Annotated in this window: 18 protein-coding genes; all 18 read right to left on the reverse strand. The window is 54.4% G+C overall.

Annotated elements, in window-relative coordinates:
* Nucleotides 1-8 precede the first annotated feature (8 nt).
* On the reverse strand, nucleotides 9-1,265 hold the full coding sequence (locus JC200_RS02940; RefSeq protein WP_274434695.1) for a 3-isopropylmalate dehydratase large subunit: 1,257 nt from the start codon (nucleotides 1,263-1,265) through the stop codon (nucleotides 9-11).
* A 21-nt stretch (nucleotides 1,266-1,286) separates the two neighbouring features.
* Nucleotides 1,287-2,870 (reverse strand): sugar ABC transporter ATP-binding protein, encoded by a 1,584-nt coding sequence (locus tag JC200_RS02945; RefSeq protein WP_274434696.1) that lies wholly within the window; start codon nucleotides 2,868-2,870, stop codon nucleotides 1,287-1,289.
* A gap of 365 nt (nucleotides 2,871-3,235) precedes the next feature.
* Nucleotides 3,236-4,531, reverse strand: coding sequence for an MFS transporter (locus JC200_RS02950; RefSeq protein ID WP_274434697.1), 1,296 nt, complete (start codon nucleotides 4,529-4,531; stop codon nucleotides 3,236-3,238).
* 174 nt (nucleotides 4,532-4,705) lie between these two features.
* Nucleotides 4,706-5,290, reverse strand: a complete 585-nt coding sequence (locus JC200_RS02955) for a cysteine hydrolase family protein (RefSeq protein WP_274434698.1) — start codon at nucleotides 5,288-5,290, stop codon at nucleotides 4,706-4,708.
* Nucleotides 5,291-5,303: 13 nt separating this feature from the next.
* Nucleotides 5,304-6,080, reverse strand: a complete 777-nt coding sequence (locus JC200_RS02960) for an IclR family transcriptional regulator (protein ID WP_274434699.1) — start codon at nucleotides 6,078-6,080, stop codon at nucleotides 5,304-5,306.
* Nucleotides 6,037-8,145 carry a hydantoinase/oxoprolinase family protein gene (locus JC200_RS02965; protein WP_274434700.1) on the reverse strand — a complete coding sequence of 703 codons (2,109 nt, stop codon included), beginning with the start codon at nucleotides 8,143-8,145 and terminating at the stop codon, nucleotides 6,037-6,039. The genes JC200_RS02960 and JC200_RS02965 overlap by 44 nt, the downstream gene beginning before the upstream one ends.
* Nucleotides 8,146-8,188: 43 nt before the next feature.
* Complete coding sequence (locus JC200_RS02970) at nucleotides 8,189-9,832, reverse strand: hydantoinase B/oxoprolinase family protein (protein ID WP_274434701.1); 1,644 nt, start codon at nucleotides 9,830-9,832, stop codon at nucleotides 8,189-8,191.
* Nucleotides 9,833-9,850: 18 nt separating this feature from the next.
* Nucleotides 9,851-10,750: an isocitrate lyase/PEP mutase family protein gene (locus JC200_RS02975; RefSeq protein WP_274434702.1), complete on the reverse strand. Its 900-nt coding sequence runs from the start codon at nucleotides 10,748-10,750 to the stop codon at nucleotides 9,851-9,853.
* Nucleotides 10,743-11,249, reverse strand: coding sequence for a 3-isopropylmalate dehydratase small subunit (locus JC200_RS02980; RefSeq protein WP_274434703.1), 507 nt, complete (start codon nucleotides 11,247-11,249; stop codon nucleotides 10,743-10,745). Before JC200_RS02980 ends, JC200_RS02975 begins: the two co-directional genes overlap by 8 nt.
* 1 nt (nucleotide 11,250) lies before the next feature.
* Entirely contained in the window at nucleotides 11,251-12,570 is a 1,320-nt protein-coding gene (locus JC200_RS02985) for a 3-isopropylmalate dehydratase large subunit (RefSeq protein WP_274434704.1), read from the reverse strand.
* A gap of 54 nt (nucleotides 12,571-12,624) precedes the next feature.
* Nucleotides 12,625-14,013, reverse strand: coding sequence for an FAD-dependent oxidoreductase (locus JC200_RS02990; protein WP_274434705.1), 1,389 nt, complete (start codon nucleotides 14,011-14,013; stop codon nucleotides 12,625-12,627).
* 180 nt (nucleotides 14,014-14,193) lie between these two features.
* Entirely contained in the window at nucleotides 14,194-15,939 is a 1,746-nt protein-coding gene (locus JC200_RS02995; protein WP_274434706.1) for a sulfatase family protein, read from the reverse strand.
* Nucleotides 15,940-16,033: 94 nt separating this feature from the next.
* Nucleotides 16,034-17,383: an MFS transporter gene (locus JC200_RS03000; protein ID WP_274434707.1), complete on the reverse strand. Its 1,350-nt coding sequence runs from the start codon at nucleotides 17,381-17,383 to the stop codon at nucleotides 16,034-16,036.
* 100 nt (nucleotides 17,384-17,483) lie between these two features.
* Nucleotides 17,484-19,154, reverse strand: a complete 1,671-nt coding sequence (locus JC200_RS03005; protein ID WP_274434708.1) for an alkyl sulfatase dimerization domain-containing protein — start codon at nucleotides 19,152-19,154, stop codon at nucleotides 17,484-17,486.
* A 52-nt stretch (nucleotides 19,155-19,206) separates the two neighbouring features.
* Nucleotides 19,207-19,800, reverse strand: coding sequence for a TetR/AcrR family transcriptional regulator (locus tag JC200_RS03010; protein ID WP_274434709.1), 594 nt, complete (start codon nucleotides 19,798-19,800; stop codon nucleotides 19,207-19,209).
* Between the two features lie 140 nt (nucleotides 19,801-19,940).
* Complete coding sequence (locus JC200_RS03015; RefSeq protein WP_274434710.1) at nucleotides 19,941-20,693, reverse strand: anti-sigma factor; 753 nt, start codon at nucleotides 20,691-20,693, stop codon at nucleotides 19,941-19,943.
* Nucleotides 20,677-21,249 (reverse strand): RNA polymerase sigma factor, encoded by a 573-nt coding sequence (locus JC200_RS03020; protein ID WP_274434711.1) that lies wholly within the window; start codon nucleotides 21,247-21,249, stop codon nucleotides 20,677-20,679. The genes JC200_RS03015 and JC200_RS03020 overlap by 17 nt, the downstream gene beginning before the upstream one ends.
* A gap of 207 nt (nucleotides 21,250-21,456) precedes the next feature.
* The gene (locus JC200_RS03025; RefSeq protein ID WP_274434712.1) at nucleotides 21,457-21,771 is read right to left on the reverse strand and encodes a winged helix-turn-helix transcriptional regulator; all 315 of its coding nucleotides are present in this window, start codon (nucleotides 21,769-21,771) and stop codon (nucleotides 21,457-21,459) included.
* Nucleotides 21,772-21,861: the final 90 nt, after the last annotated feature.

A 21,861-nucleotide genomic window follows, 5' to 3' on the forward strand; every position in this document is an offset into this window, starting at 1 on the left:
TCCTCCGTTTAGTCAGTCGTAGACGGCGTGAGCCTTCCTGTTACAGCCGAGGCGGCCGCGACGGCCGGATTCGACAGCATGATTTCAGCGGTTTTATCCCCCATTCTGCCCACAAAATTCCGATTGGACGTGGACAATGCGCGCTCGCCAGGGCCTAAGACGCCGAAGTGCCCGCCAAAACAGGGTCCACATCCGGGAGAACCGACGACGGCTCCTGCATCAAGAAAGGTCTCTATCAGCCCTTCCTTCATAGCCTGCATATAAATTTCTCGAGAAGCTGGAATAACGACCATTTTGACGTCCTGATGAACTTTCTTACCTTCCAACTGCTTTGCCGCAACACGCAAATCCTCCAGCCATCCGTTCGTGCATGACCCAATGAACACTTGGTCAATCTTGTAACCAGACACCTCGCTTAAGTCACGAACATTGTCCGGAGAACTCGGCAGGGCAACCTGGGGCACAAGTTTTTCTACGTCAATTTCAATTTCAGCATCGTACACAGCTCCAGGGTCGCTCGTGTACGCCGTACCATTCTTGCCTCTCTGGCGTACGTAGTTCATTGTTTGTTCGTCGGGGTGGATATACCCATTTTTGGCTCCTGCTTCTATGGCCATGTTGCATAACGTAAACCTACCTTCAAACGGCAAATGAGCAATGGTTGAACCGGTAAATTCAATCGTCTCGTAGAGAGCACCGCTCGATCCGAGCTTCTTTAGAACTTGTAGCATGATGTCCTTCGGGTACACCCCGGGTGCGGGAACTCCGCTGAGGTTCACCTTAACTGTATTCGGAACTTTCAACCATATCTTACCTGTTGACAGTGCGACCGCTAAGTCAGCCGAACCAACACCGCATGAGAATGCACCCAACGCACCATAGGTACACGAGTGGGAATCTCCACCTACGATGAGCTCGCCCGGAACCACGTGCCCCTTCTGAGACATCACGACGTGCTCGATCCCTGTACCTTCCCGGTAGAGATACTTGACGCCTAGTTCTTCAGCCGCATGTTTGGCTTTTTTCAATAGGGTCGCAGCCTGCGGAGTGGCAGCAGGAGCAAAATGGTCAAGTACCACGACAACTCGTTCCTGATCAAACAGGGAATCGTACCCCATTTTCTTCATTCGTTGCGCAGCCAGAGGGAAAGTAATATCATTCCCCATCACCACATCCACCTGGCAATCGATAATCTCCCCGACCTCGACTTCCGACCGACCTGCATGAGCCGCAAGGATTTTTTGCGTTGCTGTCATCGGTCTCATAAACCGCACCTCCTTTGACAATCAAATACTTTGGGCGTCCATCCCATAGCACAGGGATAGCAGGTGATCCTTATTCAGGCTACTCCCTTTAGCCTCACCAGTAATTTGCCCCCTCGTAAAGACCAGAACCCGGTCGCAAATCTGGGCTAGTTGCTCAAGGTCGGCGCTCGCACACAGTACACTAACCCCACGTTTCGTCGCCTCGTCTATTAGTTCGTAGACCTGTTGACGAGCGCCGACATCAACCCCCTGGGTCGGTTCGTGCACGATTAAGACCGTTGGATCGGTCTGTAGCCACTTCCCGACCAGGACCTTTTGTTGGTTGCCACCGCTGAGCAAGCCGAGGAGGCGTTCTGGCGCATTGGGCCTGAGGTCCAATCGCTCGCCTAAACGAACCACGTCTGCAACCATCCGTTTGCGACTCAGCCCAATACCGCGTCGATACTTGGGCAACGTCAGGACGGTTGCATTATCTACGATGCTCAACGTCGCCACTCCGCTCAAAACCTGACGGTCCGCTGGTAACAGTGCAAGCCCGTGCTTCATGGCAACCGATGGAGACATCGTCGCCAACGACAAAGTTTCTCCGTTTAGTGAAATCTCACCACCCCGGGACTCTCCGGCGCCAAACAGAAGATATGGCACTTCATCGAATCCCGAACCCATCAGCCCTGTAATCCCCAAAACTTCTCCACGATGCACATCGAACCGTGTGTCTTTTAAGGTCACTCCGGATAGACCAGATACAGTAAGCGCTGTGTCTGGCCTCGAGTTATCTGACGGATGGATGACTGCAGTTTCAAGCCGTCTGCCTGCTATCGCCTCTACTAGATCTACTTTGGTAAGGTCTTGTGTACTGGCTCTCAGTGTTACGACACCGTCACGAAGGACTGTCACTCTGTCCGTTATCTCCATAACCTCGTCGAGGTCGTGCGAAACGAACAAGACACTGGTCCCATCCTTAACCACAGCTCTGATCAACTCGAAGAGTTGACGTTTTCCCTCCAGCGGGAGGAAGGCGGTTGGCTCGTCTAATACCAGTAGCCCGGTTTCTCGATTCAAGCGCACGTTTCTCTGTTGGTGAACGGCTCTGGCGATGGCTAGAAGCGCTCGTTCCGTTTGAGACAACTCTGACACTTTAGTTAGTGGGTTGATTTTCAATCCATAGCCTTCAAGTAACTTTCGAGCGGTTAGTTGTAGGTTCTTGTTCTTCAGAATGAGGTCATTCCGTGTGGCTACATCATAAACATTGAGATTGTCGGAGACCGTCATGGAAGGAACGAGCCCCAAGTCCTGATGAACAAAACTAATGCCCATCTGCAGGAATTCACCTGGAGCCAGAGGCAAGTGAATGCGCCGCCCCCCTACAAACAGTTCCGAACCGGCATCAGCCTGATGAAATCCAGCCAGGACTTTTATCAAAGTCGATTTTCCAGACCCGTTGTGTCCTAGCAACCCGTGTACTTCACCGGAAGCAACTTTCAACGACACATCTGAAAGTGCTTTTTGTCCTGAAAAGGTTTTTGAAAGGTGTTGGAACTCGAGAACGGGCGTAATGGGTGCTACCCTTGACAGGTCGGAAGAGAGCCCCTCACCATCACTCATCACGTATTCACCTCATCTTTGCATACGTATGCAAAGAATCTTATCATGTCAATTCTGAAAAATCAACCTGTTTAAATTGCGAGGCAGCGCGTAGGGGAGTACATCTTTTGCGGGAATATGATTAACATCTTAGCCAAGTACGAGGACACGAAACCTGGACCCTGCCGATTCCATCAGGATACGATTGCAAAGTATGAGACCACCTCAAGTCCATCTCCCATGGCCTTATGATGGTGAGCGCCTTCGAGGAACCCCAGACGTATATTTCTTCCACTGAATCACCCTCTTGCATGGCAGGGACGCCTCGCAGTCAACTACTCTAAATAGGGTAGGGCACCCCAAGGTGCCCTACCATCAGGAAAATATTACACGGCGTCAATCTGAGTGGAACTGTCACTCTGTCCCGAAGAGACACGGCTGCGGTTGCGTGTGAACAGCAGCAGGCCAACGCCGCTTAAGAGCGCCAAGACGATCATGACGACGAATCCACTGCTAAAACTCCCTGTCGCCTGCGAAATGAAGCCCATTACCGGAGGCGCTACAATTCCAGACAGGGCAAACGCCGCATCCACGAACCCAGCTGCAGCGGCCGGTTGTTCCGGGGCGGCGTCAATGGACACCACCCACCACAAAGGTCCTGTGACCATCCCAAAACCAATTCCCAAGGAGATGAAGGTGATTGAAGTTCCCAGCGTCGGAGACGCAATAATCGGAATGAGTGAAGCTCCGGCGAGTAGGATAGCGATGCCCATCGTGATGAATCGTGAACGAATACCTGCTCGCTTCTTGTAAAACACGTCGACCAGATAGCCTCCGACGATCGCACCGACCGTTCCTGCGGCCCAGGGCACGATGGAGAACGCGCCAACCGCGGCTAGATTTAGGTGGTACACTTGACCGAGGTATCCAGGTAGCCAGAACATGAAGGCCCAGAACATGAATCCCCAAGCGAAGTAGCCAAACGCGCTCCACCACAAGTTGCCGTTCTTAAAGATTCGACCCCATTCCGTTTTCTGCAGATGCGCCTCTTGCTCTTCGGCAATCTGCCCAGCTTCGATATAAGCCACTTCGGCTTGATTGACGCGCTTATGTTGTTGAGGCAGGTCTTTGAACACACCGATCCACAGCAACACCCACAACAAACCAACGGCACCGAGAATGATGAACGTTCCATGCCAACCAACGCCGCCTAACAAAGCGGTAATAACCGGCCCACCAATCATCAGGCTGAATGGCACACCGACACCAACAATCCACCCCAGTGCTTTGCCTCGCTCATGGCCTGGCAGCCAGCGACTCATGGCGCGAGTAACAGATGGAAATGCGGGACCTTCAGAGACGCCTAGCAGGACTCGGATGATGAACAATCCTGCAAACGATGCAGCAGCCGCGGTGATAATAGTCACAATCGACCAAACCGTTGCTGCACTGGTCCACACGCGCTTCACGCCGAACCGATCAACAATTGGGCCGCCAAGAAAAGCCAGTAACAAGTAGCCAATTGAGAACGCGCCGCCGATCAGTCCCCAACCAGCGTTGTTGATGTGCAGCGCCTGCGTGATGGGGGCCGTTGCGTAACCAACTGCTGAGCGGTCCAAGTAATTGATAAGAGTAATGAACGCGACAAACGCAACAATAACCCAACGGTACTTCGTCCGCACTTGTTTCCCCTCCTTTTCAGAAATCACAATGTTCTAACTTCACTGGTTGGAACGAGTGCTGTAGAGACTTTCATGTCTCACCCCCTACCCCCAAGGCATCGCGTTTTTTATAGGGAAGGGTCACTGCCAGTGTAGTAGTCAAAGTGGGTCCGGCAGTGACGCCAAGGCACTGTTCTACAGAGTTGCCAGCCATTCGTCGGTCGAGCGCACTGACGCAATTTCCCCCATGTCCGCCAAGGCTCTATACTTTAACTCGTCAGAAAATGCCGCAACCGCATCCGATAGGACGACGATTTCGAGGTCTCTCAGATAGGCATCACGAACTGTCGAGGCCACGCCGCCATTGGCGGTGATGCCACAAATCACGACTCTATGGATCGACATATCTCGCAACAGAATTTCGAGCGGTGTGCAATAAAACGCGCTGTGGCGCGGCTTTGTGATTTGATGTGATGGAGCCGTGACTTCTCTCGAGAATAACCGGCCGCAATCCCCGACGCGAAACCCATAATCCCGAAGAAACGGTCTGGTGTTCGCCAAGTGTGGCGCTAACAGCGCCTCTCCGTTCTCGTTTTCGAACACGGTAAACAGTGAAGCAATTTGCGGGAGGCCAGCGGCTTTCGCCCCCTGAATCGCTCGGTCCACTGTGGGGAGAATGGCGCGCGTCGCACCAATATCAAGGCCGCCACGAGCATAGGCGCCGTCTACCGCGCAGAAGTCGTCCTGGATATCGACAATAATGAGCGCTGTGGTCGCCACAAACCAACCTCCTCTACGGTAGTACCTTCCGTGAAAGTCCCTCGACGAATCCCATCCGCTCCGATAGCTCGTGCGCTGCGCGTAACAGGGCTCCAACAATGGTTCCCTCGGACTCCCGAATTCTCTCTACCGGCCCCGATACTGTGAGTCCGGCAATACAGCTCCCCTTGTGCCCAAAGATTGGAGCGGAGGCCCCAAAGGCACCCTCTACTCTGTTGCTGTAGGTCAACGCGTAGCCTTGTCTGCGGATTTGTTCGACTTCACTCAGCAAGTCGTCTCGTTGCGGTGTCTCCACGTTCGCCAAGACGCTGTCGATGCGCGGTTGTGGTAGGTGTGCAAGGAGCACCCGGCCAGAGGCACCGTGGAGCAGCGTGTTTCGTGTGCCAAGTTTTACAAAGTTTCGTATGCCGTGTGACCCCTCGACGAGTTCAATACAAATCCGTTCATCATCGTCGACAATATTGAGATTTACAGTCTCCTTAGTCTCTTTGGCCAGGCGTTCCATAACGGGCAAGGCGCCCTTGCGTAAGTCCGACGGTGCGCCCGCGATAATCCCCAGTGTGTATAAACGAAACCCGAGTCGATACAAGCCTGAGCGTTCGTCCTGCTCAATCCACTGATGGTTCCTCATCGCGGTGAGAAGTCTATAAACAGTCGGTTTCGGCAACCCCGTCGACGTTGCAATTTGCCCCAGAGACAGTTCTTCTACCTCGACCGAAAAGCAATTCAGAATAGCAATTGCCCGGTCAATGGACTGAACTCTCTCCTGCCAAGGAGAACCGTCGGCCATCTAAAACACCCCCTGACTCAGCGACAGTGGTCCGAATGATTAGATGCCCAATCTCGTCCACGGAACAGGTCATGTTGGGTTCAACGACCGTGGTCGTATCCGCTTGTTCGATGATGGCGGGACCAGTAATTGTATCGCCAAGTCGTAAACTGCTGCGTGCGTAAATGGGTGTATCTCGAAATGCCCCGTCGAAGTAGACTTGCCTTGTTTTAAATGGTTCAGGTTCGACGTTCGATACGCGATGCCCGTCTGACTGCACCAAACTGCGTAGGTCGAGGCGTGGCCGAACGCCTTTTACGGTCGCGCGCAGGGTTTGCAACCTTATCGGGATGTTCGCGAGTGTTTGAGAGAACTCGCGCTCGTACACTCTTGAGAAAGCGCTGTGAATACCTTCAACAGTGAAAGCAGTTGCGTCCAGGTCAACCAGCACCGTATGGGTCTGCCCCTCATACGCCATGTCAGCCTGATACGCGACCTGAATTTCGACGACGTCAACGTCACTTTGCTCGACGAGTGCTACTCCATCTGACCGGAACTGCTCCAAAATCCGCCGGCCCTCGTCGACGTCGAATTGATCTAATCGTTGATTGACAGTGCGTAAGAAGTCGAACTGTGCATCCGCGGCAACACAGCCGATGGCTGACGTGATGCCAGGGTAGTAAGGCACTACAGCGGTCGCGATTCCGCATTCGCGAATCAGTGCTGCTGCGTGTAACGGCCCGGCGCCTCCGAACGGAACAAGTGCAAAATTCCGTGGGTCGTGACCGCGTTCTACAGAAATCAAACGCAAAGCCCCTGCCATCTTGCTGGTTGCAACCGTTAAGATGGCCTCGGCCGCAGCGTAGACGTCCAAGCCGAGCGGTATTGCAACATCAGATTCAATCGTGCGCTTCGCCGCTTCTACGTCTAAGCGGCTACCTTTTGCACCAATCGGGTCGTCAGCGTCAATTCGTCCCAGGACGATGTTTGCATCAGTGACCGTCGGCCTCGTACCGCCTCGACCGAACGCAGCGGGCCCAGGAAACGAGCCTGCGGACTCAGGACCAATCTGGAGAAACCCAGCGCCGTCAATCCAAGCGATACTTCCTCCACCGGCGCCAATCGTCGTGATCTCAATCATGGGTGTACGCACAACCACACCAAACTCGATCTTCTGTTCGGCCTGCATGCTTGGCTTCCCATCGAGGACGAGGGATACGTCAAACGACGTTCCGCCCATATCCGCCGTGATGATATTCGGAAACCCGGAAACGGACCCGACCTGCGCAGCGGCAATGACCCCTGCTGCGGGCCCCGACAGGACGGTATTCACCGACTTGTCACGCGCAGACTGTGAAGACATGATGCCGCCGTTACTCTGGATGATGGAAACATCCTTGGTGTATCCGTGGTCAGCCAAACGGTTCCGAAGCAGACTCAGGTAGTGGTCCATTTTCGGTTGGACATAGGCATTCACAGCCGTTGTGGAAGTCCGTTCGAACTCCCTGATTTCCGGTAGGATATCGCTTGAACGGGAGACATAGCGATTTGGCCAAAACTCTCTCAACAACTGTACGGTGCGCTGTTCGTGAGCTGCGTTGGCGTAGGAATGGAGAAAGCACACAGCAATCGACTCGACCCCAGCCTCAAGCAGGGCCTTGGCAGCTGCCACAACCTCAGCCTCATTTAATGGCACACGCTCGGTTCCGTCTGCCAAGACTCTTTCGGTGACCTCATGTCGCCACTTGCGCGGTACAAGGGGTATATAATCACCCCACAGTCCCCACGTTTGAGCGCGTTCACGCCGACGCATCTCGAGGACATCTCGAAATCCCTTGGTAGTGATGAGTCCCACCTTTGCGCCCTTGCGTTCAAGGACTGCATTGGTGCCAACCGTCGTCCCGTGAATGATGCGCCTGATTTCCTTGATATCAACGCCAGATGACTGTAGGCCGCTCAAAAATCCAACGGATTGATCATCCGGTGTACTGGGTGTTTTCACAACTTTGGCAGAACCCGAACTCGTATCAAAAATCAAGATGTCTGTAAAGGTTCCACCCACGTCGACGCCCACGAGAATCGCCACGACAATCGCCCCTTTCGCATGCTGTTCTTACAGGTGGAAGCGTTCAGTTCGAAGTCAGGTACCCGTTCTCGATGTCGTTTGCCAGGGCGCTCTCGGACCGCTCCTCGACCGGGCCGTAGCCCCCGCCACCGGGTGTTTCCAGCCGAACGCGTTCGCCCTGCAGCAAATGGATATCTACAGCCTTAGAAACCATTAGCGGGATATGGTCACCGTCCTGCTTGCGGATGAGGAGACGGTTCAGCGCCGCGTTTTCCCCACCGAACAGCCCAAAGGGAGCGAATTTGCCACGGTCACCTAAAAAGAAGCCATATGCCTCGTCACCGAGAACTTCAATCTCGTAGTTCGCTCCAAGTCCGCCGCGATGCTTCCCGTTGCCTTGCGAATCCGGGCGAAGGGACCACTCCGTGAACATCAGCGGATACGCCGCTTCCACCAGCTCTAAGGGTGTAATTGCCGCCGTGGAGATTGGGTTGCTGCCGTGATTCAAGCCGTCAGACCGAGCATTTCCGCCCAGCCCGCCGCCGTAGTACATAAACATGATGTAGTTCTCTCCGGAAGCCTTTTCGCCACTGATTGCGAGGCAGTTCACGGTCCCATACGGCGCAGCGTAGCTCCTTTCCGGCGACGCTTTGCTCATGGCTCCAAACACCACACCAATCACACGCAGAATGACCTCTAAATACCCACCCACGGGTCTCGGAGGCTGCACGTTCAGTAGCGTAGTGTCCGGAATGTGGATAGTGACCGGGTCAAAGCAACCCGCGTTGGCAGGTGCTTCAGTGAACAGGTGCTTGAGCGCGACATAACAGCACGCGACCGCGGTCGAGTACGCGATATTGAGGGGCCCTCTGCACGGTCCCGACGTGCGAGAGAAGTCGAGTGTCATGCGCTCGCCGGAAATGGTCAGGTCGACAGCGATTTTGAGAGGCTCGTCGACAATGCCATCGTTGTCCAAGTAGTCTTCAAAGGAGTAGGTTCCATCCGGTATCTTCGCAATTTCGGAACGCATCAGCTGTGCAGAGCGGTTCCGCAGTTCCTTCATCACACCTGTCACGGTGTCTTTGCCATACTGCTCAAACAGTTCCCGCATCCGTCGTTCGCCAACGTCAACGGCATTCAGTTGAGCATGCAGGTCGCCATAGGCATAGCGTGGCAAGCGGCTGTTTGTGAGGAAGATGTCTGCAATGTCTTCATTGAAGACACCGGCGGACTTGATCTTTACAGGGCGCACCATAAAACCTTCTTGAAAAAACTCCGTTGCGGTTGCATTGAATCCACCCGGTACCGCGCCGCCGACATCCATCCAATGCCCCGTTCCAGCAATGTAGAAAAGGTGCTCTCCCTCGTAGAAGAAAGGCTTAACCAACTTCACATCCTGCAGGTGCGTGCCGCCAAGGTACGGATCGTTGAAGATAAACACGTCGCCTTCGTGCAAGTCGTCTCGCTGTGTCACTCGGTCAATCACAGCTTTGACTGCAAACTGCATGGAACCAACGAATATCGGCAGGCCGTTTTTGCCTTGGATGATAGTCCCGCCGCTGTCCTTCTCGTAAAAGCCATGACAAGCGTCATGTCCCTCAGCGATGACAGGGCAGAAGGCAGCGCGGTAGAGTGTGAGGTCCATTTCGTCCGCGATCTCTTCGAGTCGGCCTTTCACCACAGCTAGGGTAATCGCATCGATATCCATATCCGCTTCGCCTCCCGTCTACTTCGTCGCTACACCGTCAACGGCATACTGCTGCTGTAGCTTCGTAATCGCTTCCATACCCAGTAGCTCGTTTAGTTCTTTGAACAACATCATCTTCGGCATCAATTCTTGACTTGTTCCGTGCGACTTTAAGTGGTGCAGTCCGTCCAGCGCTTGACGGGCGATGATGCGCGTCAGCATGTTCGGGTAGATGACGAGGCCGTACCCGATGTCCTGTAACTCGGTATTGGACAGCAGAGGCGTGCGCCCACCTTCGACCATGTTGGCCAAGCAGGGAACGCAGACGCGTTCGCAAATCTTTTGCATCTGGTCGGAAGAGAGCGGCGCCTCGACAAAGACCACATCCGCACCGGCCTCTTCATACCGCAGCGCCCTGTCAAGTGCGTCTTCGAGACCAGTGACCGCAAGCGCATCTGTTCGGGCGACAATCATCGTGTTCGGGTCTTGCCGAGCTTCCACTGCGGCCTTTACTTTCATCGCCGCCTCGTCCGTAGGCAAAATCACCTTGTCGGACAGGTGCCCGCACTTCTTGGGCCAAGCCTGGTCCTCAATCTGAATCGCATAGGCCCCAGCAAGCTCGTACGCCTGTACGGTCCTACGAACATTTAATGGATTGCCATAGCCGTTATCAGCGTCGGCAATAATCGGGATGCCTACCGCAGACGCGACCTTTCGAACGCTTTCCACCATTTCTCCAAAGCTGACGAGTCCAACGTCAGGCTGCCCAAGTGTGCTGTACGAGACGCCAGCACCGCTAACATACACGGCTTCGAATCCGGAATGTTCGATGAGCTTGGCCGTCAAAGCGTCGTACGCACCCGGAGCCACCAAAATCGGTCGCCGATAGACTCGCTGCCGAAACTCCGCTCTAGTCACTGTGACCCCGGCATCATTCATGGCTCGCGCCCCCTCCCAGAAAGCGCTTTTCCAAGGCACTCACGAGTCCTCCAGCCTGAAGAATCTCCATCACAGTCGGTGGAAAGGGCTGAAAGCCGTAATTTTTTTGTTGTGTAACATCCTCAATGACCCCGTCTTCGAGGTGTACTATCAGTCGGTCCCCTTGCTCTATCTCCAAACACTCTGCACACTCGAGCACCGGCAAACCGAAATTGATGGCATTACGGTAGAAGATGCGAGCAAAGAACGGAGCAATCACTGCGGCAATGCCAGCGCCCTTCAAAACGCCCGGCGCAGTCTCACGGCTCGAGCCACAGCCAAAGTTCTTGCCAGCCACAATGAAGTCGCCGGCCTGTACGCGTTTGCCAAAGTCCGGGTCGACCCCTTCCATAGCATGCTGGACGAGGTCTGGAACGGAAAACTTGAGGTATCGCCCCGGAATGATCACGTCCGTATCAAGGTTGTCTCCATACTTCCACACTCGCCCGGATTCCGTCATGTCACCGACCCTCCATGGATATCGTGTTCGCAGGGCTCAGTCGACCGCCTTGACCGACCACCGTGTTCGGGTCGCAAATGTACCCTGCGGCCGCCGAAGCTGCAACTGTCGCGGGTGAACTTAGGTACACTTGTGATTCTCGATTGCCCATTCTGCCTGGAAAGTTCCGATTCGTAGATGATATACAAACCTCGCCCGACGCGAGAATACCGTGGCCAATGCCCGCACAAGCGCCACACCCTGAAGGAAGAAACGTCGCACCAGCGTCCATCAGTTGCGCCGCTGTCCCGTCTTCCATTGCCCGACGGAGAACCCTCACCGACGCAGGAGCGATGAGCAGCCGGACGCCAGGCGCGATTCTGCGATTCTTCAGCACATCAGCTGCAGCCCTGAGGTCGGTGTACTTCGCCCCGGTGCAAGCGCCAATGTATGCTTGATGAATCCGAACTCCTTCCTGTTCCACCGTCTTTGCCTCATCGACATTTTCAGGTGAGTGCGGCCGGGCGACGAGGGGTGTGAGCTTGGAAGCGTCAAGCTGGACTTCTTGCACGTACTCAGCATCCGGGTCAGCGTACACCGTCGAGTACTCCTCTTTGTTCACACCGCGCTCTGCCAAGTAATCAAAGACCACTTGGTTCGGAGCGATAATTCCGGCCTTTGCGCCCAACTCAATGGCCATGTTGGACAGCACCAGCCGCTCGTCCATGGACAGCGAATCTACCGTCTCACCGCCGTATTCAATCGTTTTGTAGGTTGCTCCGTCGCCACCAAGTTGAGCAATCAGTCCGAGTATCATGTCCTTCGCCATGACTTGTCGGGAGAGTGCACCCTTCCAAGCTACCTTGATGGTCTCAGGAACCTTAATCCACGTTTGTCCCGTCACCATGACGCCTAAGATGTCTGTGGAGCCAAGTCCAATCGCAAACGCCCCAAGCGCACCCGCTGTTGTACTGTGCGAGTCTCCTCCCACGTACATCATTCCTGGGCGTATGTAACCCATCTCAACCGGGACGATGTGGCAGATGCCCTCTGCTTCGTGAAACCTTTTGATGCCCTCTGCTGCGGCGAACTCACGCGTGACCCGAAGAATGTCGGCTTCAACCCCGTCATTGGCCGGGACAAAGTGGTCAGACACTAAGACAATCTTATCGGGATCCCACACGTTCCTACCAAGCCGACTCATCGTTTTGCCGATTCTGCGCGGACCACTCGAGTCATGCATCATCGCAATATCTACATTCACAAATACAATTTCGCCTGGACGTAAGCGCTCTGACCCGCTGGCTCTCGCCGCGATCTTTTGACTGATGGTTTCACCCAACGTCGCCACCTCCTACTTGAACACTGTCACCGCGCGAAAGTCTGGCGTGTGCGACTACTGTGAAGCGTGCAACCCTGCAATGTACCCCAACGTCACCGCCGAAAGCAGACCGTTGCCGGACAAATACCCTTTTGGATGCGGGCCAGACAGACCCTCAGCCGCTCCCCCGCCAGCGTACAAGTTTTTAAACACCCTGCCATCCCGTCTGATGACCTGCGCATGCTCGTTGGTCTTCAATCCACCTTGGGTGTGAAACAGTGCGGGTCCAATGCGAACGCCGTAGTACGGTGGCGCGAGCCTGCGCCGTTCCCGACGCTCAAACGGGTCGACCCCTGAAGTCGGGCGTCCATCACTGTCCAACCCATTTTGCAAAGAGGCATGATAGGCCGTGACCGTGGAACATACGGACCCGGGCGGCAAGTGAAACGCAGCTTCATACGCTTCCAGAGAGTCGAATTTTCGGACCGCCTTTGCCTCGACTGCTGTGCGAAAGTCAGAAATGGAAGAGGCGGCATCATAGCTCACCTGGTCGAACAGTTCAAAGGCCACGCTTCCGGGCAGCCTCTGAACTTCCAGCGCCATCTCCGAGTAGCCCTGTATCTCATTCGTAAATCGCTCTCCCGAGGCGTTTAGCAGGATTCCACCTGTCATGACAGTGCCCCACGTGATGAGGATTCCGTGGGGAACAGCCACGGAAGCATGACCCTGGAAACCGCTCATCGAGCCAACAGCCGCCCCAATCTCCGAAGCCATCAGGATTCCATCCCCCGTGTTCCCCGCATGGCCGAAATACAGTGCATCCGACATTGCCGGGATGTACCTCTGGACCATATCTCTGTTGCCGCCAAAGCCGTTGGAAGCAAGAATGGTAGCTTTTGCGCCGATCAACATCATCTCGTTGTTCTGAAGTATCTGAACCCCGTCGATACGAGTTCCATCGGCATCGGGCACAATCGACGTCAACGCCGCGCGCGTGGCAATGGACACGTTCTTCTGTTTTCCCACGTGTCGTTCCAAACTGATTAACAAGTCCCGCCCGGAGCGGGAAGGTGGTGCATGCATTCGGTAGTTCGAGAAACCAGGGTAGTTGAAATCAGTGCAGACAGAAAGGTCGACATGACAACCCTCGACAAGCCATTCAACGGCTCGCCATGCGTGCTCACTGACAGCCCGAGTTACCTGCTTGTCACTCGTCCCCCCGTTTTTCTTCATGATGTCTTCGAACAGAGTTTCCGGTCTGTCATCAATGCCCAAGTCCCTCTGGAAGCGCGTGCCTGCGGCAGGAATCATACCCTGGCTGAGCGACGTGTTGCCGCTTGGACTGCTCATCTTCTCAACCACAACCACGTCAAGACCCGCTTCAGCGAGTGCAGAGGCAGCAACCAATCCGCACGCCCCTGCGCCAACTATCACAACGTCAACCTCTACGTCCCACCGAGACATCGACTCACCCCCGTGTCGCACCGACAAGATGCTGAACCGGTGTAGTTGCTACAGATGACCAGACGTAGCGTGAAAGACCTCATTCCGTATTACGGAATGCGTTTTGTTTTATGGTATAAGCATAGGGGTGGCCTGTAAGCGGTGTCAACGGCTCGCGGAAAACATTCCACATCGTGAAATTTAAGTCCTGTTCGGAACCATCCTCGTCGGTACTAAGCGTTTCATTTGAGACTGCTCGCGCAACAGGCCGCTCATCGTCTCCCGGATGGCGTTCGTCTCTGCAGAGGCATACTTCGGGTCTGCGAGGTTTTTCTCCTCGAACGGGTCGTCGGTCAAATTGTACATCTCAAACTCATCGGGGACGGCCTCTGTTTTGATACGAATCACAGAACGGGAAGGCTCGGCCTCGTCGTCAACAGACGTTGCGAGCTCCGTGTACACGTCTTTGATGCCCGGATGACTCCAAAACTGCGGATTGTCGTAATAGCGGGCGTACTTCCAGGTCACGTCGCGGGTTCCCATCCGCACAACTGCTATGACACTCTCCACGTGGTTAGGCTGCTGTACCGACTCGTAAAACAGTCCCCGCGCGTTCACCTGGTGCAGACCTCGCGCCACTTCGTCGTCCGTCATGAAGTACACCGGGGCTGGCTCGGGCTGCTCGTTGTAAAGTACCAAACCTGACAAATCCCGCCCCACAAGCGAATACACATCGTTGAATCGCTGCTGCAACCCGGATTGGACTGCTTCTACGTCAATCGCGGCCATACCCAATATCGTCGGCAAAACATCCACGTGACTGGTTAGGAGTTGTGTAACACGGGCATGCGGGAAGAGGCGTGGGTTGTGGATGACGAGAGGGATGTGAATGGCCTCTTCGTAAGCGTTGTGCCACTTTTGGTGTAGACCGTGAGCGCCAAGAAGCTCGCCGTGATCGGACGTAAAGACCACGATGGTGTCCTCGTAGAAACTTGAGTTTTCCAGGGCCTCAAGCACCCGCATCATCTGCTCATCTACTCGTTTTTGAAGTGAATAGTAGACACGGCGATATAAGTCGCTGTCAAGAATCGGCTGGAACGCCTGCGGGTAAACGGATTGGTAACTAGCTTGGCAACTAGGCTTCGTGTCCAGTGCTTCATCTGCTGTTGGGGGAGCTGGGATGTGCGGTACATCGTCCGCGTGGAAGTGGAAGAGTGGGTTGTCCACAGTCATGGCACCAAACAGAGCGATATCATGTGGGTTGATGAAGGATGCCACAATCAGCCATGGCGCACTATCCCGTTCGTCCTCTGTCAACTGCTTTGCGCGGTCGAGTTGCGAAATGAGTTCGACCACCTGTCCGGCGTACACCTCATCGCGACCCTGTGAGCCTCTCCCAGAGGAAGACCCCGTGTTACGCGGATGTTTACCGTGAGGCTCGGGACCAACCCAACCATCAAACCCATATTTATCCAAGCGATTTGCCTGCTCATAGAGTTTTTCCAGTTCCGGGTCAGGAGCCCCTGTCGTCGAATCGTAGCTCGGCAGCGCAGCATGCGTGCCAGGAATCAGGATGTCCTCATCGGAAACGTGCCACTTCCCTTTGTAAAAGGTCTGGTAGCCTGCGGCCCGAAAGTAGTGCCCCATCGTGGGTACCGTGTTTGGATCGAGCCAAAACATGTTGTCATCGAAAGCCTCTTTGGCCACACCCGTCGTCTGGGAGACTCCGTGCAGCGATGGGTATTGTCCCGTAAAGAGGGTGCCTCGACTCGGACTGCACGCCGTCGCCCCCGCATAGTGGTTTTGGAACTCCAGCCCATGCTCCCGCAAGAACGTTTGAGCGGACAGGCTTTGTCTGCGCCACGCCCGCAATTCGTCATTGTCATATCCAGAGGGGTAACGCTCCTGGTCCACCACAATCACGAGAAAATTAAAGGGTTTGTCCACACTCGTCACTCCTTTAGATAGCCTAGCCTGTATAATGCCTGAATATGAGTTAAGGCCGTTCAGCTGTTACATGCGAAACCTGCGAAGCGTAGACTCATAGCGCCTGATTTGAACTCACACTTTCCAAAGACTGTGGGACTGGACGCCGCCAACTTCCTTTCATGAAGAGCAGTGCCGGAATGAACAGAAATTCCGAGATTGTCATCACGTACAGCCAAGGCGCCCAGGAATGTGCTTTTGCAGTCATCAGGGGTGCAGCGACGAGGAGGACGGTGACCATTACCCGCACGAACAGCCCAAACACACCCCACCCGCTCCCCTGCAAAGCGGGGCGAATCGACTCCATCGTCTCGGAGAACATGGCCATCCATGGTGTATAAGCCACTCCGAGGAAAATCCCCACACTGACTAGTCCCAACAGCAACGGACGATGTCCCACGTGGTGCTTCACGTCAGACGAAAGCACCAGCAGCGCGACAAACGCGCCAATTCCGCCAACCAGTGAAAAGACCTTGCGTAGCTGCAGTCGGTCTGACACATAGCTGGCGACAAATTTGAAAACAAAAAACATCAGCCACATGATGGAGAGCATGCCAGCCGCTTGTGCCGTCGAATACCGGAAGGTTTTTACGAGCATTGTCGGGCCATAGAGACTCAACGTGTAATAGGAGACCAGAAACATCGAAATACCAATTAAACTCGCCCACACGTGCGGGTACCTCAACAGCTCCGAAATGTTGTGCTTAACCGCGGGAGTAGACGCCACGTCCGCATGACGAATGGCTTTCAAACGGCTCACGTCGTCAATCACCTCTGCACGCAGGTTCGGTGAAAGGTCGGCGATGTTGAATGCGACAAGAATCGCCAGTACCAGCGAAATCGTGCCTTCAATATAAAACTGCGATTGCCAGGTATGCCACACAGGCAGTGTCCAGCCAGCCAGGCTCGTAGCCAGTAGTGCTGATCCGGTCGGCCCAAAGCCCCAAAATGCATATGCGATAGCACGACCTGACCGGGGCGAGAAGTCTCGAACAAGCCCCGCAGTTGCAGTAACTGCGCTGCCTTCCACGAGCGATAGGACGACCCGGATGACCAGCAAGCCGAGTGCAGAATGCACCAGTACCATTGCATAGACGCAAAATGCCGTGACGAATAAACTCGGCACCAGTGCAAAAACTCGCCCGCGCGAATCTGCCAGACGACCACTATAGTAGGCGCCGATTGCACCCGCAGCGGTGGACCCAGCACTGATCAAACCGTAGGTCGTCAGACTCATATGCAGTCCCGTCAGAATCAGTGGCAATACAGCGGACATTTGGCCTTCATAGTACGCGACCACGTTGGCAAGCAAGGCGATAACCAGGAGCCAGATACGATACCCACCGACCGGATAGGTGTTTAGCTCTTTAAATAATAATAATTTTCTATTTTTTCTCCCTGACACGCCCTTACCCCCTCATGAACTTGATGGCATAGACGGTTTCAAATCGGGCACCGCAACCACTGATATTGGGGATGGACTGCACAGCCTACTAACGCAACAATCAGTCTTGAAACACCGCAACCAGTTCTGCTAACACGGCCGAATCCCCAGCAAGGGCCACTCGTCCCTCCGTTACCGCGCTTTGCGGATCGACCACCCCGAGAATTAGCTCCTTCCAGTCTTGTGCCCGTACCTCCACCGTGATGAGAGGAGCGGCTTGTTGTCCTTGCCGGACTTCCGCGACGCCTTTACGTACGTTCACGATGAACCACTGGTCTACGTCCACCACGCAGACGTTCGCAGAGAGGTTTGCCATTGCACTGATATCGGGGTTGAGCCAGACCGGCATGGCAGCAAAGAAACGGTCGATGGGCATGGCTGCGGCATATGCCCGACGTGCGTTTCTGGCCACCCGTTTACCCTGAATCTGACCCGTCAACTCAAAGGCTTGGTAGAAGTAATACGACCGCGAATTGGAGTTGATGGACGCCTCACCCAACCGAAACAACGCTTCTGCCTTGAGGAACCTCACCTCCCGGCTGTCTGGAGTCAACTGGAGGATGATGTCGCTCAGTTCCGCTGCCCACTGAAAGTCGCGCCGATGCAATGCAGATGTGACCTCAGCCTCGAGGCTGGCTACTCCGCCGCTTAATTTCGCGATGCGTTGTGCCCGCTCTTTTGGTGCAAGCGGTTCCAAGTTTGTCGCATTGCCATCAAACCAGCCAAGATAACCGTCGTAAATGGCCCGCACGGCCTCCGACACTTTGCCGTACAGTTCAAGGAGTTCGGTCTGTTCAGCGAGGCTTGGTGGCAGGCGAATCTCTTCGACTAATTGGTCGGGAGTTTTACCCTGATTAGCGCCCCGAACGACGGCGTCATGGACGTATTCAATCGCGTCACGGTACCTAGTCAACAGTCCGACAATCTGGTCTCTTCCGTACAGTGGTTGAGTGTGACTTGGAACGAGGTACTCAGGCTCGAGATCCCGCATCTTGTCCAAGGATTGAATCCACTGTTGTACGGGGCGCGGCGTTGTACCTCGTATCGTATAAAGGTTAGGAAAAGCCGGGTAGTAGTTATCGGCACTCAATAGTACCTTCTCGTCAGGCACCCAGATGAAAATCTGGTCGTCCGTCTCACCGGGAGCCGCGTGCAGCACCATTTTGACGCCACCAATCTCCAATTCAAGAACATCGTCAAACACATCCGTGGGCGGCAACAAGATGGGCAACCGAGCGCGGTCAATTCGCAGGTGCGGCCCTAGACCGCTGCTCGGCACGTAGTCCGCTGGTAACAGCAGACCGAATTGTCGGCTGCCCCGCAGCGACAGAATCGGTTGCAATTGGCTGAACTGCTGTTCAAGAAACTCCTTGGTCTTACGGTGGGCGTAGATGCGGGTTTGATGGGTGGCAAACACGGCTGTTCCGTGCGTGTGGTCTTGATGTCCGTGTGTGTAAATCACGGCAGTAACGGGTTGTGGCGAGATTTTGTCAAACTCTGCTTTGACCTCCTCGGCTGCCTCTTGGCTTTCGGTTGTATCCACAATTACGTTCCCAGCGTCAGTGACAATCAGAATGCAGTTTCCGAGCGAGTAGCCAACAGCTGAATACACACGATTTGTGACTTGGTGAACCTTCTTCTCGAAATGCTGACGGTGCAACGTCAAAGCGCTGCATGGCTCAGGTGTGCCCCACAGGTCGACGGGATCAAACTCAGGACGGGATTCGCTCAACCCTCATTCTCCTCTCACTTTTTATGAAAGCGCATTCATAATACCGAAATTTTTATTGTTCTCCTTGCTTCAGCAGTGCCATGAAAAATTGTAGGTGTGACTCCGTGTACTGCTCCAGAGACAGCCATTTTCGGAGACGGTTGGACTTCTTCAAGGCCCACATGTGACCGAGACTCACCACATCAAAGGCGAGCACATCAGCGTCAACCCCTGCGTAGAACCGTCCTTGGTCTTGTCCGTCACGAATGATCTGAGCAATTGCGCTCGATGTTTCACGTTCCATGTTGAGGACCCGACGCAAGGTGTCCCTGTCGAGCGTTCCATAGTCTTTGTACATAATAATGAAGAGTTCCCAAGCCTGGTCAATGGAACGGTAGAGTTCGCGCACGGTGAACTTGAACTGCTCAAGCGGGTCTGATATCGCACTGCCTTGTTTGAACACTTCGTGGTAAACGCTGTTTAGGTCGTCGAAGAAGCTGAGCAAAATGTCTTCCTTGTCCTTGAACACGTAGTATATCGAACCGACACTCGCTTCTGAAGCGCGTGCGATATCGGGGATGGACACCCCGTGGTAGCCCTTCTCGCTAAATAACCGCTTCGCAGCATCCAGTATCTTCTGTCTTTTTCCGTCAACATCGCCACGCATGGTGTCACCTCCAACCAACTCAATTATACCTCGTATTGGAATGAACGTTCAATATGAATGTTCATTCTAAGATAAATTTGGTCAACCACGGGGCGAAGTTGAATCGTCAAAATCTCCAGCGGGACGTGACCTCGCGAGATTCAGACGTTGACAACGGGGCTACGCAGGACCTGTGGGCCTTCAGGTGTCGCGTCTCCCCAACGGGGTTCGAGCGTGATCTCGAGTTTGTTGTAGTGTTTTTGGATGTCGAGACCGATGGTGATAGCTCCATTGCCGTGGTTGCCTACAGTAAATTCCCCTAAACTGTGCCATTGTCCATTGGCTAGTCCCCAGACTCCGTAGCAACCCCATTGTGACTGAACCGGAACGTGATTCACATACACGATTAAGTTGTTGTTCTGCAGACGATGCACTTCCAGCGCCATACCCTGAGCGCGTGGATAAGTCGGGGCAGCGACCAGCCGCCACTGACCGAGCAGGTTGACCGGAGGTGTCGGCGCACGCTGCACGGAGGCATTGTGAACCAAGATGCCTGCCACCGCGAGGCATCCCACGAGTACGGCTGAAGAAACCAGCCATGTCCACCTACGCCCAATCCGCCGACTGCGCCCCAATTCACTAGACCTACTCATCGGACCGCCGTGGAACCTGGGCTTACGCCGCGAGAACGCATGGGCGAGAATTTGTGACTTTTGCTCACTAAGCCACTGGCTCGGTGCATCCGAAGACACATCTGTGAGCAGCAGCTTGTGCGATGACCACAAGGACTCGCATTCAGATTGACAGGAGTCGCATTCTGCCAGATGTTTCTCATACTCTCGCATTTGCGAATCGGTCAGTTCCCCGAGCACATACTCCGTAAGCAACGCACACATGTCATCTGTCTTGGCCACTGTTCTCCTCCTTTTCCCAAGATGCCATCGTGGCTCTCAGGTTCATGAGTCCCTGATGAAGCCTCGTTTTTACCGTGCCGACGGGAACCTGCAAGGAAGTTGCGATTTCACGTAGCGTGTATCCGAGAAAATAGGCCCGGTGAAGGATGACTTGTTGGTCTTCACGTAACTTTCCAATGGCACTGAGAAGTTCCTCTTTCAGTAGTTTTCGGTCAACGGCCATCTCTGTGGCCTCATATGTATCGGGACAGTCGCTGTAGGTCTCAACATTCGCTAGTTGGACATCCGCGTGACGTTTCTCTCTGCGCAGATGGTCAATCGCTATGCGGCGCGCGATGACGCACAACCACTGGTCGAACTCCCCATACGCAGGATACCTGGCTGACGTGGTCCACAGACGCGTAAAGACGTCCTGGACCACTTCTTGCACTTCTCGGTCGTCCTCGATCAGACGTTTAGAAATTCGATACACCATCGGTGAATAGCGATCATAGAGTAAGGACAGCGCATCGCCATCCCCCGCCTTGATCGCTTCGAACAATTCTTCATCTGACAAGACGTCCTCTCCTCTATTACCCCTTACGCCGTCACTATGTGTATTCTGTGTAGATTGTACCAGTCGAAGCGTGCCAGATGATTTTTCGGACGCTGTGAAGTTTCGCAAAGGGCCTCACCTCCCCCCTACGCCGTATCCTTCTTCGCTGCACGTGTACGTTGCAGACTGCTGCCGGTCTTTACCCGCAACGGGTCACCACCACGGCTGTTACGTATACGCCCACTCGTCGGCCCATTGCTCAATCCCGCTCACTAAATTTGCTAAAGCAACGCCCGAGTCCGTCAGCGAGTATTCAATTCGCACCGGCATCTCTGGATACACAGTCCTCATGACAATCCCGGCCTCCTCCAACTCGTACAGCCGTTTGCTGAGCGTCTTCACGCTAATCACCGGGATCAGCTTGAGCATGTCAATCTGGCGTTGCGCCCCGACAGACAGCGCCCAAATGATCAAGAGCGTTCCGTGCTTACTTAAGACATCAAACGCTGCGAGGAGTTTGTCATCGTGCGTTGTCGTGTCCATCAGCCATCCCCTTCGTGTCGTATATCTCAGTTTGCCAACACCCACAGTTGCGACACGGACGTTCGCAGAGCGCTACAAGGGTTGGACTCA

The organism is Alicyclobacillus sp. ALC3 (assembly GCF_028751195.1).
GTDB lineage: Bacteria > Bacillota > Bacilli > Alicyclobacillales > Alicyclobacillaceae > Alicyclobacillus_L.